General features: G+C 65.2%; 24 protein-coding genes and 1 tRNA gene. 23 read left to right on the top strand and 2 right to left on the bottom strand.

Going from position 1 to position 22,697, the window contains the following annotated elements; translation table 11 throughout:
• The first annotated feature begins 84 nt into the window (after window positions 1–84).
• The 11 genes from QMG61_RS02545 (at window position 85) to QMG61_RS02495 (ending at window position 8,953) form a co-directional block, all read left to right on the top strand.
• Complete coding sequence (locus tag QMG61_RS02545; RefSeq protein ID WP_283492765.1) at window positions 85–822, top strand: ABC transporter ATP-binding protein; 738 nt, start codon at window positions 85–87, stop codon at window positions 820–822.
• Window positions 819–1,718, top strand: a complete 900-nt coding sequence (locus QMG61_RS02540; RefSeq protein WP_283492764.1) for an ABC transporter permease — start codon at window positions 819–821, stop codon at window positions 1,716–1,718. Before QMG61_RS02545 ends, QMG61_RS02540 begins: the two co-directional genes overlap by 4 nt.
• Window positions 1,711–2,682, top strand: coding sequence for an ABC transporter permease (locus QMG61_RS02535; protein WP_283492763.1), 972 nt, complete (start codon window positions 1,711–1,713; stop codon window positions 2,680–2,682). The genes QMG61_RS02540 and QMG61_RS02535 overlap by 8 nt, the downstream gene beginning before the upstream one ends.
• On the top strand, window positions 2,679–3,257 hold the full coding sequence (locus QMG61_RS02530) for a hypothetical protein (RefSeq protein WP_283492762.1): 579 nt from the start codon (window positions 2,679–2,681) through the stop codon (window positions 3,255–3,257). The genes QMG61_RS02535 and QMG61_RS02530 overlap by 4 nt, the downstream gene beginning before the upstream one ends.
• A gap of 12 nt (window positions 3,258–3,269) precedes the next feature.
• Window positions 3,270–3,959: a response regulator transcription factor gene (locus QMG61_RS02525; protein ID WP_283492761.1), complete on the top strand. Its 690-nt coding sequence runs from the start codon at window positions 3,270–3,272 to the stop codon at window positions 3,957–3,959.
• Window positions 3,946–4,896: a sensor histidine kinase gene (locus tag QMG61_RS02520; protein ID WP_283492760.1), complete on the top strand. Its 951-nt coding sequence runs from the start codon at window positions 3,946–3,948 to the stop codon at window positions 4,894–4,896. The genes QMG61_RS02525 and QMG61_RS02520 overlap by 14 nt, the downstream gene beginning before the upstream one ends.
• A 51-nt stretch (window positions 4,897–4,947) precedes the next feature.
• Window positions 4,948–5,661, top strand: coding sequence for a phosphatase PAP2 family protein (locus QMG61_RS02515; RefSeq protein WP_283492759.1), 714 nt, complete (start codon window positions 4,948–4,950; stop codon window positions 5,659–5,661).
• A complete protein-coding gene (locus QMG61_RS02510; RefSeq protein WP_283492758.1) occupies window positions 5,651–6,325 on the top strand; it encodes a response regulator transcription factor in 675 nt (224 codons plus the stop codon). The genes QMG61_RS02515 and QMG61_RS02510 overlap by 11 nt, the downstream gene beginning before the upstream one ends.
• Window positions 6,322–7,347 carry a sensor histidine kinase gene (locus QMG61_RS02505; RefSeq protein ID WP_283492757.1) on the top strand — a complete coding sequence of 342 codons (1,026 nt, stop codon included), beginning with the start codon at window positions 6,322–6,324 and terminating at the stop codon, window positions 7,345–7,347. Before QMG61_RS02510 ends, QMG61_RS02505 begins: the two co-directional genes overlap by 4 nt.
• A 234-nt stretch (window positions 7,348–7,581) precedes the next feature.
• Window positions 7,582–8,244 carry a DedA family protein gene (locus QMG61_RS02500; RefSeq protein WP_283492756.1) on the top strand — a complete coding sequence of 221 codons (663 nt, stop codon included), beginning with the start codon at window positions 7,582–7,584 and terminating at the stop codon, window positions 8,242–8,244.
• Window positions 8,245–8,425: 181 nt separating this feature from the next.
• Complete coding sequence (locus QMG61_RS02495) at window positions 8,426–8,953, top strand: hypothetical protein (RefSeq protein WP_283492755.1); 528 nt, start codon at window positions 8,426–8,428, stop codon at window positions 8,951–8,953.
• Between the two features lie 226 nt (window positions 8,954–9,179).
• Here QMG61_RS02495 and QMG61_RS02490 read toward each other — a convergent pair.
• Window positions 9,180–9,262, bottom strand: a tRNA-Leu gene (locus QMG61_RS02490).
• Window positions 9,263–9,378: 116 nt separating this feature from the next.
• On the opposite strand from QMG61_RS02490, the gene QMG61_RS02485 reads away from it, so the two are divergent.
• From QMG61_RS02485 to mshC, 3 genes are read left to right on the top strand one after another with little or no spacing between them, the layout of a single operon-like run.
• Window positions 9,379–10,704 carry a M20/M25/M40 family metallo-hydrolase gene (locus QMG61_RS02485; protein ID WP_283492754.1) on the top strand — a complete coding sequence of 442 codons (1,326 nt, stop codon included), beginning with the start codon at window positions 9,379–9,381 and terminating at the stop codon, window positions 10,702–10,704.
• Between the two features lie 18 nt (window positions 10,705–10,722).
• Window positions 10,723–11,580, top strand: coding sequence for an undecaprenyl-diphosphate phosphatase (locus tag QMG61_RS02480; protein WP_283492753.1), 858 nt, complete (start codon window positions 10,723–10,725; stop codon window positions 11,578–11,580).
• Window positions 11,581–11,589: 9 nt separating this feature from the next.
• The gene (gene mshC, locus QMG61_RS02475; protein ID WP_283492752.1) at window positions 11,590–12,873 is read left to right on the top strand and encodes a cysteine--1-D-myo-inosityl 2-amino-2-deoxy-alpha-D-glucopyranoside ligase; all 1,284 of its coding nucleotides are present in this window, start codon (window positions 11,590–11,592) and stop codon (window positions 12,871–12,873) included.
• 10 nt (window positions 12,874–12,883) lie between these two features.
• Here mshC and QMG61_RS02470 read toward each other — a convergent pair whose 3' ends face one another.
• A complete protein-coding gene (locus tag QMG61_RS02470) occupies window positions 12,884–13,837 on the bottom strand; it encodes a PAC2 family protein (RefSeq protein ID WP_283492751.1) in 954 nt (317 codons plus the stop codon).
• An 82-nt stretch (window positions 13,838–13,919) separates the two neighbouring features.
• On the opposite strand from QMG61_RS02470, the gene QMG61_RS02465 reads away from it, so the two are divergent.
• The 9 genes from QMG61_RS02465 (at window position 13,920) to QMG61_RS02425 (ending at window position 22,695) form a co-directional block, all read left to right on the top strand.
• Window positions 13,920–14,669 (top strand): HAD family hydrolase, encoded by a 750-nt coding sequence (locus tag QMG61_RS02465; RefSeq protein ID WP_283492750.1) that lies wholly within the window; start codon window positions 13,920–13,922, stop codon window positions 14,667–14,669.
• Window positions 14,666–15,709: a tRNA (adenine-N1)-methyltransferase gene (locus QMG61_RS02460; protein WP_283492749.1), complete on the top strand. Its 1,044-nt coding sequence runs from the start codon at window positions 14,666–14,668 to the stop codon at window positions 15,707–15,709. The genes QMG61_RS02465 and QMG61_RS02460 overlap by 4 nt, the downstream gene beginning before the upstream one ends.
• Before the next feature lie 122 nt (window positions 15,710–15,831).
• The gene (locus tag QMG61_RS02455; RefSeq protein WP_283492748.1) at window positions 15,832–16,800 is read left to right on the top strand and encodes an FKBP-type peptidyl-prolyl cis-trans isomerase; all 969 of its coding nucleotides are present in this window, start codon (window positions 15,832–15,834) and stop codon (window positions 16,798–16,800) included.
• 37 nt (window positions 16,801–16,837) lie between these two features.
• Complete coding sequence (locus QMG61_RS02450) at window positions 16,838–17,872, top strand: helix-turn-helix transcriptional regulator (RefSeq protein WP_283492747.1); 1,035 nt, start codon at window positions 16,838–16,840, stop codon at window positions 17,870–17,872.
• Window positions 17,869–18,861, top strand: coding sequence for a helix-turn-helix transcriptional regulator (locus QMG61_RS02445; protein WP_283492746.1), 993 nt, complete (start codon window positions 17,869–17,871; stop codon window positions 18,859–18,861). Before QMG61_RS02450 ends, QMG61_RS02445 begins: the two co-directional genes overlap by 4 nt.
• A 3-nt stretch (window positions 18,862–18,864) precedes the next feature.
• Window positions 18,865–19,209 carry a hypothetical protein gene (locus QMG61_RS02440; protein ID WP_283492745.1) on the top strand — a complete coding sequence of 115 codons (345 nt, stop codon included), beginning with the start codon at window positions 18,865–18,867 and terminating at the stop codon, window positions 19,207–19,209.
• Window positions 19,202–19,438: a Sec-independent protein translocase subunit TatA gene (gene tatA, locus QMG61_RS02435; RefSeq protein WP_283492744.1), complete on the top strand. Its 237-nt coding sequence runs from the start codon at window positions 19,202–19,204 to the stop codon at window positions 19,436–19,438. Before QMG61_RS02440 ends, tatA begins: the two co-directional genes overlap by 8 nt.
• Before the next feature lie 47 nt (window positions 19,439–19,485).
• Window positions 19,486–20,238, top strand: coding sequence for a twin-arginine translocase subunit TatC (gene tatC, locus QMG61_RS02430; RefSeq protein ID WP_283492743.1), 753 nt, complete (start codon window positions 19,486–19,488; stop codon window positions 20,236–20,238).
• A 9-nt stretch (window positions 20,239–20,247) separates the two neighbouring features.
• Window positions 20,248–22,695, top strand: a complete 2,448-nt coding sequence (locus QMG61_RS02425) for a DEAD/DEAH box helicase (RefSeq protein WP_283492742.1) — start codon at window positions 20,248–20,250, stop codon at window positions 22,693–22,695.
• Window positions 22,696–22,697: the final 2 nt, after the last annotated feature.

The following is a 22,697-nucleotide window of genomic DNA, read 5'->3' as shown; positions in this document are numbered from 1 at the left end:
GGTTTTTGGGCGTGAGAGGAAGGTGAGAGACCAACATCGGCTCTCTCATCTTCATCTCATCGGTCATTTCGTAGCCTGAACCTTATGAACGACACAGCGATAAAGACCACTGAGCTCTCGCACTCCTACGGGCCCAAGGCCGCCCTCAAAGGACTCAACCTGAGCGTGGGGGAGGGAGAGATCTTCGGTCTGCTCGGCCACAACGGCGCAGGAAAGACCACGGCGGTCAGCTTGCTGACCACGCTGATCCCGCCTACCGAGGGGACCGCGACGATCTTGGGGCTCGATATCCACGCCGATGCTGACGAAGTTCGTCGGACCATCGGATACCTGCCGGAGAACGTGCAGTTCTACGGCAATCTCACTCTCCTGGAAAATCTGCGATTCTTCGCCCGGCTGTCAGGTTTGGACAAACCGGACGCGCGGATTCGGGAGGTTCTGGAGTTTCTCGACTTCACCGGTCACGAATCCGAGCGGCTGTCTACGTTCAGCAAGGGAATGCGGCAGCGGGTGGGGATTGCCCAATCCATCCTGCACAACCCGAAGGTGCTCTTTCTGGACGAGCCCACGTCGGGACTCGACCCGCAGGGTGTGCGTAATCTGCGTGAAATCATCCTGAACTTGAACCGGCATTTCGGAATGACGATTTTCATGAACACGCACCTGCTCGCCGAGGTGACCCAAACCTGCACGAGCATTGGGGTGTTGCGGGAGGGCGAACTGGTCTACCAGGATTCGTTGGCTGCCACCCTCACTGCGTTCCCGGATGAGGCATCGCTGGAAGACATTTACCTCCACATCGAAGCTCGGCCGGAACGGTGACAACCTTTACCGCCGGCGCACGGCAGGAACTGCTCAGCTCCCGGCGAGAGCGGATGCCGCAGGTCCTATTGGCCGTATTTGTCGGGATGGTGACGGCGTCGTCCGTGATCGGGTGGCTGACCAATCAGGTCGTGACCAGCGTGTATGACCGAACCTTTGCCGCGGGCCTGACCACTCAACCGAATCCGTTCTCGGCGGTCTCGCCTCTCTATTACGCGAAGAACACCGTCATTTACATCATTCTGATCGGGGCGCTGCTGGCCATCGTGCTGGGCGTGCAATCAACGATCAGGGACCGTAAGGCCCATACCTTTGACCTGGTGCTGAGTCGCCCGGTTCGCCCGGCCTCGTATCTGGGGGCGAAGCTCGCCGGTCTGCTGTGCTGGGTGGCGGGAATCCTCGCTCTTTCGGCGCTCATCAGCTGGACCAGCATCAGTGCGATCGTCGGCAGCGTCCTGTCGCCGGGCGACACCGCTCGTCTGCTCGGCTTCTACGCCCTCGCGTGGCTGTTCCTTCTGCCCTTCATCATTCTGGGGATGCTGACCGGCGTCTACAGTCGACGCGAAACTACGGCGCTCCTCGTTCCAATCGTGATCTGGAGTGTGGTGACTTTTGTGGTTCCTCAGTTGGGAACTGCAGCGCACCCGGTGTCGTTGTTGAACCCCGTGCCGGCTATCGCCTCGCAGGGCGGGGTCTTTCAACTCGCGAATCTTGTGCTCGGGCCGCTCTCGCTGACCGAGCATTTCAAACAGGCCAGCGCATTCGTGCTCGGCGACACCGCGACGACCGGCAGCCCTCTGCTGAGCCTGGTCGTCATGGTGGCGTTCGCCGGGTGCATGCTCGTCGTCTTACTCACAACCCAGCGCGACCGGATGCGGAGCCCCCTTGATGAATAGCCTCCTGGTGATTGCCCGCAGGGAACTCACCGACCTCAAACGAACACGCTTCTACCTCATCCTCTTCGGCTTCCTCGCCGTGGTGATGATTCTCTCCGTGATCGTCGCCTCCTTTGACTTCCGGGCCAAAATCGGTGATTACAACCTCTACCTGGACACCCTTCGACGAAGCGGGAGCACCGAGACACCGCCTGCACCACAATTGTTCCCGCTGCAGTTGCTGCGCGGAAGCATCGAGTATCTGGAGCTCATCGGCGCTCTCTTCGCCATCATCATCGGTTACGGAACCGTGGCAAAAGAGAAGCAGCATGGAACGCTTCACCTGATCTTTACCCGCCCGGTTTCCCGGTTCACGGTGGCCGGTGGAAAGGTTCTGGCTTTCGCTGTGGCATGGGCTGTGGTGACCGCCGGCGTCTTCGTCGCCATGATTGCGGCGCTGCTCGTGATTGGTAATGCCCCGCTCCAGCTCATCGACTTCGAGCGACTCGCCCTGACCGCAATCATCGCCTGGCTCTATCTGATGTTGTGGAGCTGCGTCGCCATGGGCCTTGCCGCCCGCGCACGGAGGGCAAGCACGGGACTGATCGTCGCTCTCGTCGCGTGGCTCGTGGTGGTGCTGATCATTCCCCAGATCGGCGACACGATGGATCCCGACAACCAGGTTCCCGGCGGACTGTTCAAGAGCCTCGCCGTCGCCAAACCTGACGAAAAGGCGGTGATGGCGAACTTCGCCGGCTTCGACGACATTCGAAACGGATTGGAAGTGTCCTCGATCACCAAACACTTCGAACGCCCGGCATTCGCCCTTCTCGGCATCAAGGATCAATACAACCAACAACCCGTCGGTGACGTTTGGGCGAGCATGCTCCCCTACACAATCACCCTCACCCTCGCTTTCATGGGCGCCGTCGGCTTCACGGCCCTGGCCACTACCAAACGCGCACTACTCAGGAGAGAATCATGAACTGGAAAAAGATCATTCCCATCGCGGCCATCCTCGCCCTCGTCATCGGCGGGCTCGCCATCTGGCAATTCAGTAGCAGCCCCAGCAACAACCCCGGGGCTGCCGCACCGGCCGCTGTCAGTTCCACGGCGGGCACCGTGCTCCCGGTGACGTCGGACCCGATTACGAACACCAGCACCACCCCCGGCCTCAGCATCACCAGTGCGATGGTCGAAGACAACGTCGACCCAGCTACCGGAACCGCAATGGCCGACCGGTTGCAACTCACTTTGAAGAATGCCACCAGTCAAACGCTGACCGGCCTGGAGATCTACTACCAGCAGACGGACGCCACGACCGGCAAAAGGGAGGCCTACTACCAGAAACTCGACCCGCTCACCCTCGCGCCGAATTCCGAAACCACCGTCTACTTCGACAACCAGGGTGGTGTCGGCCACTATCCTGAAAACAAGTTCAGTATCTACCGCAGCTCCACCAACCAGGTCGATTTCACGATCGAGGCCAGCGCTACCGGAATGAAACTCGCGACCGCAACAGCGAAGAAGTCACCCGGTACCGGTGAGAAAGTCGACTAGGGGAACCACACGATGAGGATCCTGGTCGTCGAGGACGATACCCGAATTGCAGATGTTGTTCGGCGAGCACTCACCGAAGCCAGCTACGCGGTGGACGTCGTCCACTCGGCGCCGGCAGCAATCACTGCCTTCGAGATCGACTCCTACGACCTCGTGATCCTCGATCTGCTCCTGCCTGGCTTGCCAGGTGGGGGGATGGAGGTCTGCCGGATCATGCGGGCCACGGACAACTCCGTTCCGATCCTGATGCTGACTGCACTGGACTCACCACGGAAGAAGGTCGAGGGCCTGGACGCAGGTGCCGACGACTACCTCGTCAAACCGTTCCACCTGGTCGAATTGCTCGCTCGGGTGCGCGCCCTTTTGCGGCGCGCACCCCACGCGACGGCCCCTATCCTCCAGGTCGGGGACCTCAGCCTGGACCCCGCGACCCGATCGGCGAAACGTGCCGATCGGGTCATCCCGTTGACAGCCAAGGAATTCTCAGTACTCGAGTACCTGATGCGCAATGCAGGGACCGTGGTCAGCTCCAGCGAACTGATCGACCACGCCTGGGACAACAACTACGACGGATTCAGCAACGTCGTGCAGACCTACATTCGTTACCTGCGAAGGAAACTCACCCTCCCCGGGGAATCGGACATCATCGAGACGGTCCGAGGATTCGGTTACCTGATTGCCGCCCCGCATGATCTTCCGTAGTGCGGTCAGGCGGCTGACGATCGCCTTCACCCTCATCCAACTACTGTTGTTCTGGTCGTTTGCGTTCGGCATCTACGTCTACGTCACCGGAACCTTCGACTTCGACTCCGCCCAGGCGGACGGCGTCAGCGCGGTCAATGCCGCCGAACAGGGGTTCGCGAACCTTCGGATCGGACTTCTCGTTGGATCCGCCGTACTGACGATCATCGTCCCCGTCATCAGCTACCTGATGGCGCGGGTTGCCCTTCGCCCCGCCCGGGAAAGCTACAACGCACAACAACGTTTCGTCGACGATGCGTCGCACGAATTCCGAACCCCGCTGAGTGTTATCCAGGGGGAACTGGAACTTGCGCGGTCCCGGCCCCGGTCCGCCGCGTACTATCAGGCCGCCATTGACGAGACCCTCGAGGTCGTGAACGATCTGGCCACCCTCACCACCGACCTTCTCCTCTTGGCGCGTGGATCCGACGCGGAAATAACCGCAACGTTCGAACCGACGCTACTCAACATGGTGATCGAGCGAGCGGTCAGACCTTACCTCGCGACAACGGGCAATGGGCCGAGCCTCCACGTCGAACTTCGGGACCTCGTTGCCATTTCCGGTTCCCCCGAACTTCTTATTCGGGCCGTCGGCAACATCGTCGACAATGCCATCAAGTTCACCCCGGAATCCGGTTCCGTCACCATCCGGCTGGACAGGCAAGCGGATGCCGCCGTCATCGAAGTCATCGACGACGGCATCGGAATGACCCCGAATGAGGCTAGCCACGCCTTCAAACGCTTCTGGCGAGGCGATGGATCCCGTACCGTGGCAGGCCACGGTCTGGGCCTTGCCCTCGTCAAACAAATCTGTGATGCCCACTCGGGCACGATCGGCGTCCGGCCGGGATCCCTCGCCGGGACGGTCGTGACACTGACATTCCCCAGCGTGGACTAGCGAGAGCAGTTTCTTAGAAGGTTCTGTGTCGGGCCGGTCGACTCTGGGAACATGGAAACCGAGACCCGACCGCACATCCGTTTCGCACGGACCGCTATCCCCGCTGCCGTGGTCATTGTCGCGGTTATCGCCTGCGGGATACTGTTGCGATCGTCGGCCGGGTGGACGTCAGCGGAGATGGACGTGCTCCGCCAGGTGAATATCGCGCATACCCCTGTCCTCGACTGGATCGCGCTGGGGATCAACTGGCTGTTCGCTCCGGAGGTTGCGACGGTAGTGGTGCTGCTCGCGACCGGCTGGATTCTTTTCGATACCCGGCGGCCGCGGACGGCAATCCAGTTCCTGCTGATCGTCGTTATTCCCACTCTGGGCGCGGCCGTGATCAAGTTGATCGTGCACCGCCCTCGCCCTGACATCCCGTCGCTCACCCACATCTTGGTCCTCGAACCGGGTGGGCTCAGCTTTCCCAGCGGACACACCAGTTTCGCCGCCAGCATCCTCCTCGGCCTCATCGTCGTGACGGCTCATCACGGGCGGCGCCCATTGCTGATCGGCGTTGCCGTTGTTGTCGTGTTGGGGACCGCAGCCTCCCGGGTCTACCTGGGGGTGCATTACCCGTCCGACGTGGTGGCGTCGATCGTGTATGCGATCGCCGCCGTGACCCTCGCAAACGCTTCATGGACGCTGATGATGTCACACTGGACCAAACGTCGCTCCGGCCCCCACGCCGGAGCCGCCCACGGAGGAGCCCAGGGTGCCCATTGAGCGCACGACTCGAGCCCGACTGTTGCTGATCGAAGACGATGCGAAGCTTGGTCCGATGATCAGGGATGTGCTCACGGAGATTTACGATGTCACTCTCGTCGTCGACGGGGCGGAAGGTCTGGCCGCAGGCCTGGGCGGCGAATTCGAGGTGATGGTCATCGATCGGCGACTGCCGGTGCTGGATGGATTGGGAGTCGTTGAGGCCCTCCGCCGCAAGCTGATCACCACCCCGATTCTTCTCCTCACGGCACTAGGCACCACCAACGACAAAGTCGCGGGGCTCGACATCGGCGCAAACGATTACCTTGTGAAGCCGTTCGAGTTCGACGAGCTATTCGCCCGGCTGCGAGCCATCCGTCGCGTGTTCACCGGCGAGGGCCGTACCTTGCTGGTGGGCGGTTGGGAGTATTACCCAGACAGCCGCACGATCTATTCACCGTACGACGGGCGCATCCTCTTGACCGACAAGGAGAACGAGCTGCTCAAACTCCTGGCTGAAGCACCACAGCGCACGTTCTCCCGCCAACAGATTCTGACGGCTGTGTTCAGCGCCGCGGACACGGCCGGAACGGTGGATACCTATGTGCATTACCTCCGTCGCAAAACAGACACCGACATCGTCCTCACCGTGCGCGGCCAGGGCTACCGCTTAGGACAACCATGACCCGCAGCAATCATTCAATGGTCGACAGCGATACCCTCGCCATCCGGCGAGCCTCCCGTATTGTCGGAGCCCGGATTGCGCTCGTGTGCGCCGCCGTTGTCGCGCTCGTCATCGTTGCCATGTTTGTCTACATTCTTTCCGAGATATCCGCTGGTGAATTGTTCGGCCCGCTGCCGGACACCGAGAACTTGACGGTCAGCGCCAGCGGGCTCTTGCGCGCCGCCACTGTTTTGGGTGTGGCCTTGATCATTCTTGCCGGCGTGATGAGCTGGCTGGTCACCTTGCGGGCCGTTCAGCCTCTCGGCGAGGTGCTGCGGATGCAACGCGCTTTCGTCGCCGACGCCAGCCATGAGCTCCGGACCCCGCTCGCAGTGCTCGACGCCCGCCTACAAGTTCTGCAACGCGCCTTGCCCGCAGGCGACCCCTCTTCCTTGGTCGTCGCTGACCTCCGCGGCGATGCGAAGGACCTCATCCACATCGTCAATGATCTTCTGGAATCGGCGGAGGCAGGCGGCGTCGCTGTGAACGACACCGTTGTCGTCGATGTGAAGCCCGCAGTGAGTGCCGCCGTGCAGTCAATCGAACTCATCGCAGTCGAAAAGCAGATCACGCTCGATCTGGATGCTCCAGAATCCGCGCCCGCTCGCGTTCCCGCAGCCAGCGTGACGCGGTGCGTAGTAGCTCTGCTGGACAACGCGTTGCGGTTCGCTCCCCGCGGATCTGTCATCTCCGTGGGCGTGGGAGTGGACAAGAAGTCAGTGTCGGTCACCGTGCGTGACCGCGGTCCCGGAATCCACGGTATCGACCCGGCCCGCATCTTTGATCGTTTTGCTCACTCCGGGGCCGTTGCAGACGACAGCGGGAACGCCCGAACCGGTTTTGGCATCGGACTTTCGCTCGTGAGGGAGATCGCTGTGCGATACGGCGGATCCGTGAGCGTCGTCGAGAGCACCAGCGCGGGCACGGCCATCAGGCTGACTTTTCCCCGGGGCCGCCTCCCTGTCCCGGGAAATTCCGAGTAAAGACCAGGGCCGTGACCAGGGAATCGGGGCTTCACAGTAGTGATCGCAGGATTGGTAATTGCTGCCGGAGATCGCGTCTGTGGAAGTCCGTCTGTGAAGAGTCTTAGAGGCCGCAGTGTTCGCTGGTTCTATTGACCGCATTGCCGGGCGAGCTCGTGGACATGACCTCAACTCTCCCGCGCGCGGCAACGGATCCTCGGAACCTCTCGGAAAGCTCCTAGAAAGCCTCGCACTATGAAAACCATGATCGCCACCGCACTATCCACATCCGGATTCATCGATCCACAATCGGTGATCGCGGGCGCTGGCGTCTGGGGCCTGGCCGTCGTCTGCGTCATCGTCTTCGTCGAGACCGGCCTGCTCGTCGGGTTCTTCCTCCCCGGAGACACCCTGCTGTTCTTCACCGGCGTGCTCACCCTCAGCGGAGTCATCAGCCAGCCTCTCTGGGTCGTCATCCCGGCCATTGCCCTGTCGGCCGCGCTGGGGGACCAGCTCGGCTACATCATCGGGCTCACGTCTGGCCGGCGGATCTTCGACCGCCGCGACTCCGGCCTCTTCAGCCAGCGGAATGTCGTACGAACCCAACGCTTCTTCGACCGGTTCGGCCCGGCGGCCGTGATGATCGCCCGCTTCGTACCCGTAGTACGCACCTTTGCGCCGGTCGCGGCCGGCGTCGGCAAGATGTCGCGGCGCGTGTTCACGATGTTCAACGTCGTCGGCGCTCTGCTGTGGACGACGGGAATCGTTCTCCTCGGCTTCGGGCTGGCTCATATTCCGGGCGTTGCCGTGTTCGCAGCACGCTATATCGACCTCGTCCTGATCGGAATTGTCGTCGTTTCCGTGGTGCCAGTCCTCATCCGAACCGCCGTCACTCGCCGACAGAGTTCTCGCGTCTGAGCCTCCGCGGTCTAAAATTGGCGTGTGCACGGCAAAGGCCCAACGATGCAGGATCTCTCCGCAACCTGGTTGAGAACGAGGAGGACCAGGAGGAACTCACGTTGACCATCGAGCCGCTCGACAGAAGTACGGCAGCAGCGCACGCGTTCTGGGCCGTGCGGAAACCCTGTACTCCCAGCAGGTGAAGCGTCGGGAGCTGTTCCGACTCAAGAGCAAGGGGCGCATGAGCGCGGATGGCACGCGCCGTTACATGATCCCCACGGATGCGCCGGGCTATGAACTCTGGAAGGCGAAGCCGCTCGCTCACCAGGGTGACAGTGTGCTCATGAAGCTGCCCAGCGGTAAGGACGCTGCGACCGCCAACGCCGGCGGCCTCAAACACGAGCAGTATTACCCATACGGCAGCGAGCAGTGGCGGACCACATATGGAATGCGCAATGGGGTCGAATCGGTCAACCGGAATCTGAAACGCAGCCAGTATGAAGACATCGCCAACCCGGACAAACGTGCCGTTCGCGGCAACACCTTCACGTACCTTGTCGTCGCGCTTGCCTCCGTCGTCGAGAACATGCGCCAGATGTTGAGCTTCTACAAACGCAAACTCGCGATCAAGTCGGTGACGGCGAAGAACCGAGAACTCCCCGGTACCTTCTGGCAAAGCGCTGGACCTGCCCTCATCATCGACGAAGACCTGCAGCCGCCCGGCTAGAAACCGCCGGCATCGCAATCACCCCCGCTTACAACGCACCATCGATTCACTTCGGCGTACCTGAAATTCTCAGGTACGCCTTTTTTGTGTTTAACCCGATGGCGAGCCGCTGAGCTCGGAGTCCTGCGCGCCCGATTTCGGGCAAAAAAATAGGCCGGACAACCGATATCGGTTGTCTCGACCTATTTCCCAAACGGAAGTCCGGAATACTCCGAACCTCTCTCTGTGCCCGAGGGGGGACTTGAACCCCCACGCCCATAAGGGCACTAGCACCTCAAGCTAGCGCGTCTGCCATTCCGCCACCCGGGCTGGTGCTTCGGAAGCCGTTCACCGGCCGCCGAATAGATAATCTAGCACGGATTTCCACGCCGTCCGGCCGCTCCCACCGTCCCCGGTATCCGACGCGGCCCGGTAGCGTGAAGGCCATGCTTTCCTCCGCTGAAAACGCCTCGGCCGACGCCCCACTGGACCTGACTGCTGAGATCGCTCGCGACCTCATCCGTTTCGACACGTCCAACTACGGGGAGGGGCGTTCCAACGGCGAAACGGATGCCGCGGAGTACGTCGCCGCCAACCTCCGCTCCCTCGGCCTCACCCCGAAGTTGTTCGACTCCGAGCCCGGCCGCACGAGTGTCGTCGCCCGGGTTCCGGGTCGCGACTCGAGTCGTGGTGCGCTCGTGGTGCACGGGCATCTCGACGTCGTTCCCGCGGACCCTGAAGCCTGGTCGGTCGACCCGTTCGCGGGAGTGATCAAGGACGGGCTGCTCTGGGGCCGCGGCGCCGTGGACATGAAGAACATGGATGCGATGATTCTCGCCTCGTTGAAGGACATCCTCGGCTCGGGTCAGCAGCCTGCCCGAGACCTGATTGTCGCGTTCTTCGCCGACGAGGAGGCCGGGGGAGTCCTCGGCTCGCACTACCTCGTCGACACGCACCCCGACCTGTTAACGGGCGCCACCGAGGCCATCAGCGAGGTGGGCGGCTACTCGATCACCCTCGGCGGCCAGCGCGCCTATCTGCTGCAAACGGGTGAGAAAGCTCTCATCTGGATCAAGCTCATCGCCCGGGGTGACGCGGCCCACGGCTCCCGGCTCATCCACGCCAACGCGGTCACCCGCCTGGCCGAGGCGGTCGCCAAGGTGGGCCGGCGCGAGTGGCCGATCCGGCTCACCGACACCACCACTGCCCTCCTGGCCGAACTGGCCCGGGTGCTCGACGTGGATCCGCAGCGGGTCGGTCCCGACGAACTGGCCCTCGCCACCGGCACGGCGTCCGGTTTCATTCAGGCGAGCCTTCGCACCACGACGAACCCGACCGTGCTGCACGCCGGCTACAAGCACAACGTCATCCCTGACCGCGCCGAGGCGCTGATTGACATCCGGACCCTTCCCGGCGACGAAGACGCCGTGCTGGCCGAGATCGCCGAGCTCGTCGGGCCCGAGATCGAGATTGTCATCATGCACCGGGACATCGGGCTGGAGACCGAGTTCGGCGGACCGCTCGTCGACGCCGTCGTCGACACGCTCGGCCGGCACGACCCGGGGGCTCCGGTACTGCCGTACCTGCTCTCGGCGGGCACCGACAACAAGGCGCTGAGCACGCTCGGGATCAAAGGGTACGGCTTCGCTCCGCTGAAACTCCCAGCAGATCTGGATTTTCCGGCGATGTTCCACGGGGTCGATGAGCGAGTCCCGCTCGACGCGTTAGTGTTTGGCAGGCAGGTGCTGACCGACCTGCTCTCTAACTACTGATAGCGAAGCGAGCGGCAAGTGAATCTAATCAACGCGATCATCCTCGGACTCGTCCAGGGGCTGACCGAGTTCCTGCCGGTGTCCTCAAGCGCCCACATCCACATCGTGGGCGTCTTCCTCGGCACCGGGGCAGACCCGGGCGCCCAGTTCACCGCCATCATCCAGATCGGCACCGAGGCCGCCGTCGTCATCTTCTTCTGGCGCGACATCGTGCGCATCATCGGCCAATGGTCCCGGTCGCTCGTCGGCAAGGTGCCGCGCACCGACCCGGATGCCCGGATGGGCTGGCTGATCATCTTCGGCTCCCTGCCGATCGTCGTGCTCGGGCTGCTCTTCCAGAATCAGATCGAATCGTCGCTCCGCAACCTGTGGATCACCGCGAGCGTCCTGATCGCCTTCGGAATCCTGCTCGGCATCGCCGACTACGTCGGCGCCAAGAAGCGCCGGCTCAAGGACATCACCGTCACCCACGGCGTCATCTATGGGTTCGCCCAGGCTCTCGCCCTGATCCCCGGGGTCTCCCGGTCGGGCGGCACCATCACCGCCGGCCTGTTCATGGGGTATGAGCGCCGCGCCGCCGCCCGCTACGCCTTCCTGCTCGCCATCCCCGCGGTCCTGGGCAGCGGTTTCTACCAGATGTACAAGTCGATCGCGAACCCCTGCATCGCCGCCGCCGCCAACTGCGCCCCCGAGGTCTTCAGCCCGTTCGAAACCCTGGTCGCCACGGTCATCGCGTTCGTCGTGGCCCTGTTCGTGATCGGTTTCTTCATGAACTACATCTCCAAGCGCAGCTTCCTGCCGTTCGTGATCTACCGGATCGCCCTCGGACTCGGGCTCTTCGCCCTGCTGGCGACCAACACCATCCCGGCTAGCTAGGCTGGTTGGATGCGCGCCTGGCAACGACCCGAAATCCCGAAACTCCCCGGCCAGTCAGCCGCACCCTGGCTCTACGACACCGCGACGCAGGCGCTCGTGGAGGCGCGCCCCGAGGCCGCCGCCCGGCTCTACGTCTGCGGCATCACCCCGTACGACGCGACTCATCTCGGCCACGCGGCCACCTACCTGGCCTTTGACACGCTCCAGCGGGTCTGGCTCGACGCCGGCTTCCGGGTTCACTACGCCCAGAACGTCACCGATGTGGACGATCCGCTGCTCGAGCGCGCCACCGCGACCGGGGTCGACTGGCAGGTACTCGCCGCCAGTCAGGTCGACCTGTTCCGATCGGACATGGAAGCCCTGGGCATCATCCCGCCCAACGACTACGTCGCCGTCACCGACGTCGTCGACGAGATCGCCGCGGCCGTCGCCCAGCTCTGGGACGCCGGCATGGCCTACACGGTGCCGACCGATGACTCCATCGTCGACACCGCTCGACTCGGCACGGTCGAAACCGCAGGTTCGGATATCTACTTCGACATCGCCGCAGCGGAGCGCCTCGCGCCGTGGACCCTCGGCGACGAGAGCAACCTGGCCAGGCCGGAGATGCTCGCCCTGTCCGCCCAGCGCGGCGGAGACCCGGAGCGCCCCGGCAAGCGGGACCCCCTCGACCCGCTGCTCTGGCGTGCCCAGCGGGCCGGCGAACCGTTCTGGCCCTCACCGGTCGGCGCTGGACGCCCCGGCTGGCACATCGAATGCTCCGTGATCGCGCTGAAGGAGCTCGGCACCGACTTCACCGTGCAGGGCGGTGGGAGCGACCTGGTCTTCCCGCACCATGACATGAGCGCCGGGCACGCTGCGGCGCTGTCCGGCCATCCGCTCGCCGGGGTGTACAGCCACACCGGCATGGTCGCCTACCAGGGCGAGAAGATGAGCAAGTCACTCGGCAACCTGGTGCTGGTCTCCGGACTGCGCGCCGCCGGAGTGGACGCGCGGGCCATCCGCATCGCCCTACTGGGCCAGCACTACCGCACCGACTGGGAATGGACGGACGCGCACCTCGACGCCGCGATCGCCCGGCTGGCGGCGTGGATCGCCGCGTTCGGCGTCGACGCACGTCCGGGGCAGGCGGATTCCGGCACGGTGATCGAGGCGCTCCGTGCCGCCCTGGTCGCCGACCTGGACACCCCGGGTGCGCTGGCCGTGCTCGACGCCGCCGCCGCTGCCGGTGCCGTCGACGATCCGGCGTCCGTGGCGCTGGCCGTGGACGCGCTGCTCGGCGTGACCCTGTAGCCGGACCGGATCAGGGCTGGCGCGGCCCCTCGGGGCCGGGTCGACCGTCCGCCCGGCCGTCGCCGCGGCCGTCCCTGCCGTCGCCGCGCTTGCGAAGGTACTTCTCGAACTCCTGGGCGATCGCCTCGCCGCTGGCCTCCGGGGAATCAACGGTGTCCCTGGCCTGCTCCAGCTGGGCGATGTAGGCGGCCATCTCCTCGTCCTCGGCGGCCAGAAGATCGATCCCGCTCTGCCATTCCGAGGCCTCGTTGACCAGGTCTCCACGGGGAATGACCACGTCGATGATCTCTTCGAGCTTGTCGATCAACGCCAGCATCGCCTTGGGCGACGGCGCATTGTGCACGTAGTGAGGCACGGATGCCCAGATCGAGAGGGTGGGGATGCCCAGCGCCTCCGCAGCGATCGCGAGCACGCTGAGAATGCCCACCGGGCCCTCGTAGGAGCTGCGTTCGATCTGCAGCTCGGCCCGCACCTGCGGGTTGTCGCTGGAAACAAAAATCGAGATGGGGCGGGTGTGCGGCACGTCGGCGAGCATCGCCCCGAGGAAGACGATGCCGCCGATGTCCGCGGCGAGGGCCGCGTCCAGGATCTCCGCCGCGAAGCTCTTCCAGCTGCGCGAGGGTTCGGTGCCGAGAAGCAGATAGATGTTGCCGGCGTTGGTGCCGCTCACCTGCAGCTGTGCATCGTCGGCCAACGGCACCGCAGAGTCTCCCGGGGTCGTCGGCCCGTACATGACCGCGCTGGGCCACTCGAGCACCCGGATGCCGTCTTCGCCGGCGGAGATGGTCGGCCGGTTGAACTGGTAATCGAAGTAGGTCTCCGGGTCGATCTCCGCCAGGGGGGACACATCGAGCAGGTCCTTGAGCGTGCCGACCGCCCCGGTGGCCGCCTCGCCTGCGTCGTTCCAGCCCTCGAACGCGACCACAAGGAGGCGTTCGCTGAGGAATCCGTTGCCATCTGTCACTGCGTGAAACCTCGATCCCGGGAGCGCGCCACCCGGCGCACCATCAGTCAAGGATAGGCGGTGCCCTCTACACTTGGACTCCGTGCACCCGATCCGTTCCAAAACACTCCTGCCTGCGGCCGTGCTGTGGGACATGGATGGGACCATCGTCGACTCCGAGCCGTACTGGATGCGGGCGGAGACCGAGCTCGTCGAGTCGTTCGGCGGCGCCTGGACCCACAGCGACGGCATGCTGCTCGTCGGCTCCGGCCTGTGGGGGTCCGCGTCGATCCTGCAGGGGCGCGGGGTCGACCTCGACGCAGACGCGATCGTGAACCGGCTCACCGACCGGGTGCAGGAGCTGCTGCGTGACCTCGGACCGCCGTGGCGCCCCGGCGCACTGCCCCTGCTCACCGAACTCAAGGCGGCCGGCGTTCCCATGGCGCTCGTCACCATGTCCACCGAACGGATGGCGCGCCAGGTCGCCGACCTCGTCGGATTCTCCGCCTTCGACACGATCGTCGCGGGGGATATGGTCACCAACAGCAAACCGCATCCGGAGGCCTACCTCTCCGCGGCCGGCCACCTGGGCGTCGACCCCGGGTGGTGCCTCGCCGTGGAGGACTCCCTGCCCGGGATCGCTGCTGCCGTCGCCTCCGGTGCGGTCGTCATCGGCGTGCCCCACATTGTCTCCCTCCCGGAAAGCGCACACTACGATCTGTGGCCGACCCTCTCCGGGCGGACCCTGGCGGGACTCACCGCCGTCTTCGGTGAGCGGCGCGGCCGACCCGAACGAACACCGATTCAGCCCGATCCCGAATCGGCCAACCACGAGGACGTAAGCAGCGTATGAGCGACAACCAGGTCATCCAGAACAGCGGTCCGTTCCGGATCGGCGACCGGGTGCAGTTGACCGGCCCCAAGAACAAGCTGAACACGATCACCCTCGAGCCGGGCAAGGTCTTCCACACGCACCGCGGCATCCTGGCCCACGACGACATCATCGGCCTGCCGGACGGCTCCGTCGTGACCAACAACGTCGGCGTCGAGCACCTCGCCCTGCGACCGCTCCTGATCGACTTCGTCATGTCCATGCCGCGCGGCGCCGCCATCATCTACCCGAAGGATGCGGCCCAGATCCTCGCGCAGGCCGATATTTTCCCCGGCGCCACCGTGGTCGAGGCCGGCGTCGGCTCCGGCGCCCTCTCGATCTGGCTGCTCAGGGCCATCGGTCCCGCCGGCCGGCTGGCCTCCTTCGAACGCCGCGAGGAATTCGCCGATGTCGCCCGCGACAACGTCGCCACGTTCCTCGGCTCCGACCCGCAGAACTGGTCGATCACGCTCGGCGACCTCGCGGCCACCCTGCCGGAGACCATGCCCGACCAGAGTGTCGACCGGGTCGTTCTCGACATGCTCGCGCCGTGGGAATGCCTCGAGGTCGTCTCCGCCGCCCTCAAACCCGGGGGAGTACTGCTCTGCTACGTGGCTACGGTGACCCAGCTTTCGCGGGTTGCGGAGGCCATCCGCGCAACCGGGCAGTACACGAACCCCGACTCGCACGAGACCATGGTGCGCGGCTGGCACGTCGAAGGACTGGCCGTGCGCCCCGACCACCGGATGATCGGGCACACCGGATTCCTGATCACGGCCCGGCGCCTCGCCCCGGACACCATCCTGCCGGAGCTCAAACGCCGCCCGTCCAAGACCGACTTCTCCGACGCCGACGTGGAGGCCTGGACCCCGGGCGCCCTCGGCGAACGCAGCATCAGCCCCAAGGTGATGCGCAAGAGGATCCGCATCGCCGAAACGGGAGCGGCGCTCTCCAAGGCACGCAACCTGGCCGGCGACGAGATCGAGCCCCGGGAAGCGGACTCCGGCGAACCCGAAGACTGATCCCCGGGCCGGGCCGGCCTGGACAGGCGGCGGCCGCGACCGGCGCCGGTTAGGATTGGCTCCGGCCGCGAATCGCCGCAAACTTCCCGCACCACCCGGACTTCCCCCAGAAATGAGAACCCGTGCGCAGAGCTCCTGTACTCGTCGCAACCGCGGCGCTGCTGATGACCGTCCTCAGCGGTTGCAGCACCGACGGCTCAGCCGCCGCGTCCTGCCAGTCGCCGGTCACGGATGGCGCGGCCGCCAAACTGGTCTCGGTCACCGGCGAGGCCGGCAGTGCTCCCACGGTCAGCTTTCCGACCCCGCTGAAGTCCGGCACCACCCAGCGCAGCGAGATCCTGCCCGGCACGGGCCCCGGCCTCGTCTCCGGACAACAGGTCAAGATCGAACTCTCCGTGTACAACGGCACGACCGGCGCCGTCATCGACGCGAGCAAGTATGACGGCACCAGCGCCACGTCATTCGTGCTCAACGACAAGACGATCAAGGGCCTCGCCGAGGGCCTCCAGTGCGCCCAGGTCGGGTCGCGGGTCGCCGTGGTCGTCACGCCCGACGACGCATTCGGCCCGCAGGGCGGAAACGATCAGATCGGCGTGGCCGCGACCGACGCCCTGGTCTTCGTGATCGACGTGGTGAAGTCCTACCTGCCTCGCGCAGACGGCGCTGGCCAGCCCGTCGCCAACGGACTGCCCGGAGTCGTGCTCGCCGCAGACGGCACGCCCGGCATCTCCGTCCCGTCCGGCGCCGCTCCGACCAAGCAGCAGATCGGCGTGCTCAAAAAGGGCACCGGCCGTAAGGTTGCCGAGGGCGACACCGTGACCGTGCACTACACGGGGGTGCTCTGGTCCGAGAAGACCGTCTTCGACTCGAGCTGGGCCAAGAACGGTCCGGTACAGTTCCTCGCCGCGGACGGGTCCAAGACCCAGGGCGGGATCATTCCCGGCTTCGCCAACGCGCTGATCGGCCAGACCGTCGGATCGCAGATCGTCACCGTGATCCCGCCGAACCTGGCCTACGGTGACACCGCCCAAGGGTCGATCCCCGCGGGTTCGACGCTCATCTTCGTGGCCGATATTCTCGGGACCGACTAGGCGAGAGCCTCGGGCAACGGTTCGGTAGACTCGCACCGTGTCCACCATCCCGGAGAAGCCCAGCCGTATCTCGGTTGAAGAACGCCTGTTCAGCCTCGTTCTCGCGCTCATCGCGACCGAGATCGGCCTGTCCAAGTCCGAGATTCTCTCCACCGTGCAGGGCTATCGGCAGCGCTACGCGGTCGGTGGCGACAATGCCAGCCTGGAGCGCCAGTTCGAGCGCGACAAGGACGACATCCGCGAACTGGGCATTCCGCTCGAGACCGTCGAACCGCCGGACGATCCGGGAAGTAACCATCATCTGCGTTACCGCATCCCCAAGGGGCTCTACGAGCTCCCGGCCGATGTGAGTTTCTCGGCTGACGAGCTCATGCTCCTGAAACTCGCCGCCACCGTGTGGCGCGAGGGCTCGCTCTCAGGCGAGTCCCGACGCGCGCTCACCAAGCTCAATTCCCTCGGCGTCGACTCAACCGACCCCGTGCTCGGCTACTCGCCGACCCTGCGCGTTCGGGACGCGTCCTTCGAGCCGCTGAGCAAGGCGATGGACCGAGGCCAGATCGTCGCCTTCCACTACCTCAAGCCGGGGGAGGGCGCCCCGCGGCGTCGCCGGGTCGCCCCGCAGGCCGTGGTGCTGCACGAAGGGCGCTGGCACCTCTTCGGCACCGACCAGGAATCCCAGGCGACGCGCACCTTCCTCCTGTCCCGGATCGTCGGCCCGGTGACCAACGTTCCGGGGGCCACGTTCGTGCCCGACGGCGAAGGCAAGGGCCAGGAGGCCCTCGCCGAGCTCGACGCGCTCTGGCGCGCGAACCTGGCCGAGATCACGGTCGAACCCGGCAGCGACGCCGGGGTTCGCCTCTCCAAACGCCAGGCCCTGGAACCCGGCCTGCTCGCGGGGGAATCGATGGTGGCGCTGCACTACACCGACCTCAACATCCTCGCCGATGAACTAGCCGGATACGGGCCCGAGGTACTCGTGCGGTCGCCGGTCGCGCTTCGCGCAGCCGTCCTGTCCCGCCTGGTCGGGGTCAGGGACGCACACACCGACCCCGCTCAGGAAGGCACGGCATGAGCGCGGCACCGGCCCTGGGGGCCTCCGACAAACTGACGTTCCTCCTGTCGCTCGTTCCCTACCTGATGGATCACGAACGGGTCAGCGTCAGTACGGTCGCCGCCCACTTCGGGGTTTCGCCCGAACGGGTGCGCGACGCGGTCAACCTGATCGCGATGTCGGGGATTCCCGGGGATACCCGCCAGTACCTGCACGGCGACCTCTTCGACATCCACTGGGAGGAGTTCGAGACCAACGACAACATCGTGCTCACCCACCTGGTCGCGATCGACGACTCTCCGCGCTTCTCCGCCAGGGAGGCGGCGGCGCTGATCGCGGGCCTGCAGTATCTGTCGTCGCTGCCCGAGAACGCGGACATCGAGGCCATCGCCTCCCTGATGGCCAAACTCACCCGCAGCGCATCGGCCACCCCCAGCCAGGTCGCCGTGTCCAGCACCGAACCGGGGGCGGCCATCGCGCTGATCAAGGTCGCGGTCGGAAACGGCGTCCAGATCGAGTTCGACTACCTCAGCTCCCGCGGCGACCATGAGGCGCGGCACGTCGATCCGCTGCGCATCGAGTCGGTCGACCAGGACTGGTACCTGCGCGGCTGGTGTCACCTGCGCGGCGCCATGCGCACGTTCCGGCTGGACCGGATGAGCGGCCTGCGAGTCACGGATCTTCCCACCGAGGACCGCACCGAGCAGACGCTGCCCGACACGCTCTTCCAGGGGTCAGAGTCCGACCTCGAGGTCGTCGTCGAGCTCCCGGCTGCCGCGGTTCCGCTGCTCGCCGACTACGCACCCCAGGGCGCGGGCCCCGGCCGGAAAGACGGCATGGTCCTCCAGTCCCTCCGGGTCGCCCACTTTCACGGTCTCAAGCGAATGGTCGCCGCTCTCGCCGGCGTCGTCACCGTCGTCGGTCCGTCAGAGGCGCGGGCGCTGACCAGGGACTGGGCCGCCGCCGGCGCGGCCCGGTATGACGCGGTCGTCCCCGTGCAGGACGAGTAACCCATGCCCTGGTGGAGTTGGATTCTGATCTGGACCGGTCTGGTCCTTGGCCTGCTCGCGATGCTGGCCTGGTTCGGCTACGCGCTCTTCCGAAAGGCCATCCGCACGGCCGATGCGCTCGAACGACTCGGCGATCAGGTCGCCGAGCTCGGGGATCGGCCCGATCTCCCGCCGGAGCCGCGGTTCCGGCCCGCCGTGTTCGAAACCAGGGCGGATATCCAGCTCGACTTCGAGCTCACCCGCGCCGAACGGCTGCTCCGTCGCCAGCTGCGTCGGGATCGCTTGGTGGCCCGAGGTAAACTGTTGCAGCAAGCCCCTTCCACCCAGAGGACGGAACCTCATGCTTAACAACCTGACCGGATGGCATTTCCTGATCATCCTTGTCATCGTTCTCCTTCTCTTCGGTGCGCCCAAGCTTCCGGGCCTCGCACGCAGCCTGGGCCAGTCGATGAAGATCTTCAAGAGCGAGATCAAGAGTGACGAACCCGAGAATCAAACCCCCGGGTCTGATGCGGGCACGTCGGCCAACGATTCCTCGAAGACCGCCGGCCCCGCCGACCCCAACTCGAAGTCCTAAGCTCCGTGCCACGGCGCACTCCTCGGCGCGCGTCGGCCGACGGGAAGATGTCGCTCGGGCAGCATCTGCTTGAGCTGCGGAAGCGTCTCTTCCTCGCGGCCGCGGGCATCCTGCTCGGTGCCATCGTCGGGTGGTTTCTCTCCGACTACGTCTGGGACGCCCTGCGGGAGCCGATTTACACCATCGCGACCGCACAGAATCGCAGCGCCCAGCTCAACTACCCGGACATCACCTCGGCCTTCGACCTGAAGCTGAAGATCTCCTTCTACGTCGGCCTCGTCGTGTCCAGTCCGATGTGGCTCTACCAGGTCTTCGCGTTCCTCGTGCCCGGCCTCACCCGCACCGAAAAGCGGTACACCTTCGGTTTCTTCTTCACCGCCGTGCCCCTGTTCCTCGCCGGGTGCGCGGCCGGGTTCTTCGTGTTGCCGCACGTGGTCGAGTTGATGACCAGCTTCGCCCCGGCTCAGGACGCGGCGCTCGTCACAGCCCAGAGCTACTTCGATTTCGTCTTGAAACTCGTCTTCGCGATCGGCGTCGCATTCGTGTTGCCGGTCTTCATCGTTCTGCTCAACTTCGCGGGCGTGATCAGCGCCGAATCGATCATCAAGTCCTGGCGGGTTGCCATCCTCGTGATCGTCCTGTTCACGGCCATCGCCACCCCGGCCGCCGATGTGGTGTCGATGTTCCTCCTGGCCATCCCGATGGTGGTGCTCTACTTCGCCGCCTATGGCATCGCCTACCTGCATGACCGTCGCGCCGCCCGGCGCAACCGTGCCTTCGAACAGGAGCTGGCGCTTTAGGCGCATCCGATGACCTCACTGCAGTCGCCGGCCGAACGCTTCTCGGCCTCCAGAAACCGTGCCAGGGCTCCGAAGCTCGAGGCGTTCCGCGCCGGACTGAAATTCGACCTCGACGCCTTCCAGCTGGCCGCCTGCGCCTCGCTCGAGGCCGGGAACAGCGTGCTCGTGGCCGCCCCCACCGGGGCAGGCAAGACCCTGATCGCCGAGTTCGCCATCTATCTGGCCATGCAGGGAACGTCCCGGAAGGTCTTCTACACGGCGCCGATGAAGGCGCTGAGCAACCAGAAGTTCCAGGAACTCGTCGCCGAATACGGCGCCGACCAGGTGGGGCTGCTCACCGGGGACACGAACGTCAACGCGCAGGCACGCATCGTCGTCATGACCACCGAAGTTCTGCGCAACATGCTCTACGCCGACTCCGACCTGCTGACGAACCTGGCCTTCGTGGTGATGGATGAGGTGCACTACCTGGCCGACCGCTTCCGTGGCGCGGTCTGGGAGGAGGTCATCATCCACCTCCCGCAGACAGTGCGCATGGTCTCGCTCAGCGCCACGGTCTCCAACGCCGAGGAATTCGGCGACTGGCTCCAGGCGGTGCGAGGCGAGACCGACGTGATCGTCTCCGAGGAACGCCCGGTGCCCCTCGAACAGCACGTGCTCGTCAAGAGCAAGATGCTCGACCTGTTCGACTCGACCGGCCTGGCCGGTACCCATCAGGTCAACCCGGAGCTGGTGCGCCTCGCACAGGCCGGCGGTCGCGGTACGCCGATCCGCACCGGCGGCGGCGGGCGGCGGGGGAGCGGCCGCGATCGGGCTGCCCGGCAGTCCTCCTTCGACGCGGGACGGATGGACCGGTCGGAGATCGTGCGGCTGCTCGAGGGCAAACACCTGCTTCCGGCGATCTTCTTCATCTTCAGCCGGGTCGGCTGCGACCAGGCCGTTCGCCAGGTGCTCCGGGCCGGGGTGCGGCTCACCGATGAGCGTGAGCGCGACCAGATCCGGCAGATCGTCGACGAGCGTTGCCGCACTCTGCTGGATGAGGACCTTGGCGTTCTCGGCTACTTCGAATGGCTCGACGGTCTCGAGCGCGGGGTGGCCGCCCACCACGCCGGCATGCTGCCCGCGTTCAAAGAGGTGGTCGAGGAGCTCTTTCAAAAGAAGCTCGTCAAAGCCGTCTTCGCCACCGAAACGCTGGCCCTGGGCATCAACATGCCCGCCCGCACCGTCGTCCTCGACAAGCTCGAGAAGTTCAACGGCGAGGCACGCGTCCCCATCACACCGGGGGAGTACACCCAGCTCACCGGTCGCGCCGGTCGCCGCGGCATCGACATCGAGGGCCACTCGGTCATCCAATGGGCGCCCGGGCTCGACCCGCAGGCGGTCGCCTCACTCGCGTCACGACGCACCTACCCGCTCAATTCCAGTTTCAAGCCCACCTACAACATGGCCGTCAACCTGATCGACCAGTTCGGGCGGGAACGCACCAGGGACGTACTCGAATCGTCCTTCGCCCAGTTCCAGGCCGACCGAGCCGTCGTCGACATGGCTCGCAAGGTGCGCCAGCAGGAGGAGTCCCTGGCCGGCTTCGCCAGGTCCATGGTCTGCCACCTCGGCGACTTCACCGAATACTCCGCGATCCGCCGCAAACTCACCGATGTGGAGCGTGAAAGTGCGGCCGGTGAAACCGGCGCGCGCGCCGCCAGGGAGCGGCGCCAACGAGAACTCGCCAGCCTGCGCAAACGGATGCGCGCGCACCCCTGCCACAGCTGCCCCGAGCGTGAGCAGCACGCCAGGTGGGCCCAGCGCTGGTGGAAATTGAAACGGGACACGGATGTGCTGACCCAGCAGATCACGACCCGCACCGGCGCCGTCGCGCGCGTGTTCGACCGCGTGACCGATGTTCTCCTCGGCCACGGCTACCTGCTGGAAGACACCGAGGGATCCGTCACGCTCAGCGAGAGTGGGCTCATTCTGCGGCGCATTTACGCCGACCGGGACCTGCTCGTCGCGGAGTCCCTGCGCCGTGGCCTGTGGAATGACCTCGACCCGGCCGGTCTGGCCGCCATGGCGTGCGCCCTGGTCTTCGAACCCCGCCGGGACGAGGGCATGATCGACGAACGCTACCTGCCGAAGGGTGCGTTCCGGCCGGCCCTCGACAAGACCGAGGAACTGTGGAGTCGCCTCGACGATCTGGAGCGCGACAACAAGCTTCCCGGCAGCAACCCGCTCGCGGTCGGCCTCAGCCTGGCGATGTGGAAATGGGCTCGTGACGGGTCTCTCGTCGAGGTGCTCGACGAGGCGGAGATGGCCGCCGGCGACTTCGTGCGCTGGACCAAGCAGACCATCGACCTCCTCGACCAGCTCTCCGTTGTCGCCGACGGTCCGGTCGGACGCACCGCGCGTCAGGCCATGGACGCGATCCGCCGCGGCATCGTCGCCTATTCCTCCGTCGCATAGGC

This window comes from Cryobacterium sp. PH31-AA6 (assembly GCF_030063195.1).
In the GTDB taxonomy this organism is placed as follows: domain Bacteria; phylum Actinomycetota; class Actinomycetes; order Actinomycetales; family Microbacteriaceae; genus Cryobacterium.
The sequence above is the reverse complement of the archived record's forward strand: the minus strand, read 5'-3'. Positions and strand labels throughout refer to the sequence as shown.

Coding starts and splice junctions, on each gene's coding strand:
- QMG61_RS02520 (WP_283492760.1), top strand. CDS start 3,946: ATGATCTTCCGTAGTGCGGTCAGGCGGCTGACGATCGCCTTCACCCTC.
- QMG61_RS02515 (WP_283492759.1), top strand. CDS start 4,948: ATGGAAACCGAGACCCGACCGCACATCCGTTTCGCACGGACCGCTATC.
- QMG61_RS02530 (WP_283492762.1), top strand. CDS start 2,679: ATGAACTGGAAAAAGATCATTCCCATCGCGGCCATCCTCGCCCTCGTC.
- QMG61_RS02505 (WP_283492757.1), top strand. CDS start 6,322: ATGACCCGCAGCAATCATTCAATGGTCGACAGCGATACCCTCGCCATC.
- QMG61_RS02535 (WP_283492763.1), top strand. CDS start 1,711: ATGAATAGCCTCCTGGTGATTGCCCGCAGGGAACTCACCGACCTCAAA.
- QMG61_RS02440 (WP_283492745.1), top strand. CDS start 18,865: ATGCCCTGGTGGAGTTGGATTCTGATCTGGACCGGTCTGGTCCTTGGC.
- QMG61_RS02500 (WP_283492756.1), top strand. CDS start 7,582: ATGAAAACCATGATCGCCACCGCACTATCCACATCCGGATTCATCGAT.
- mshC (WP_283492752.1), top strand. CDS start 11,590: ATGCGCGCCTGGCAACGACCCGAAATCCCGAAACTCCCCGGCCAGTCA.
- QMG61_RS02525 (WP_283492761.1), top strand. CDS start 3,270: ATGAGGATCCTGGTCGTCGAGGACGATACCCGAATTGCAGATGTTGTT.
- QMG61_RS02460 (WP_283492749.1), top strand. CDS start 14,666: ATGAGCGACAACCAGGTCATCCAGAACAGCGGTCCGTTCCGGATCGGC.
- tatA (WP_283492744.1), top strand. CDS start 19,202: ATGCTTAACAACCTGACCGGATGGCATTTCCTGATCATCCTTGTCATC.
- QMG61_RS02445 (WP_283492746.1), top strand. CDS start 17,869: ATGAGCGCGGCACCGGCCCTGGGGGCCTCCGACAAACTGACGTTCCTC.
- tatC (WP_283492743.1), top strand. CDS start 19,486: ATGTCGCTCGGGCAGCATCTGCTTGAGCTGCGGAAGCGTCTCTTCCTC.
- QMG61_RS02425 (WP_283492742.1), top strand. CDS start 20,248: ATGACCTCACTGCAGTCGCCGGCCGAACGCTTCTCGGCCTCCAGAAAC.
- QMG61_RS02545 (WP_283492765.1), top strand. CDS start 85: ATGAACGACACAGCGATAAAGACCACTGAGCTCTCGCACTCCTACGGG.
- QMG61_RS02485 (WP_283492754.1), top strand. CDS start 9,379: ATGCTTTCCTCCGCTGAAAACGCCTCGGCCGACGCCCCACTGGACCTG.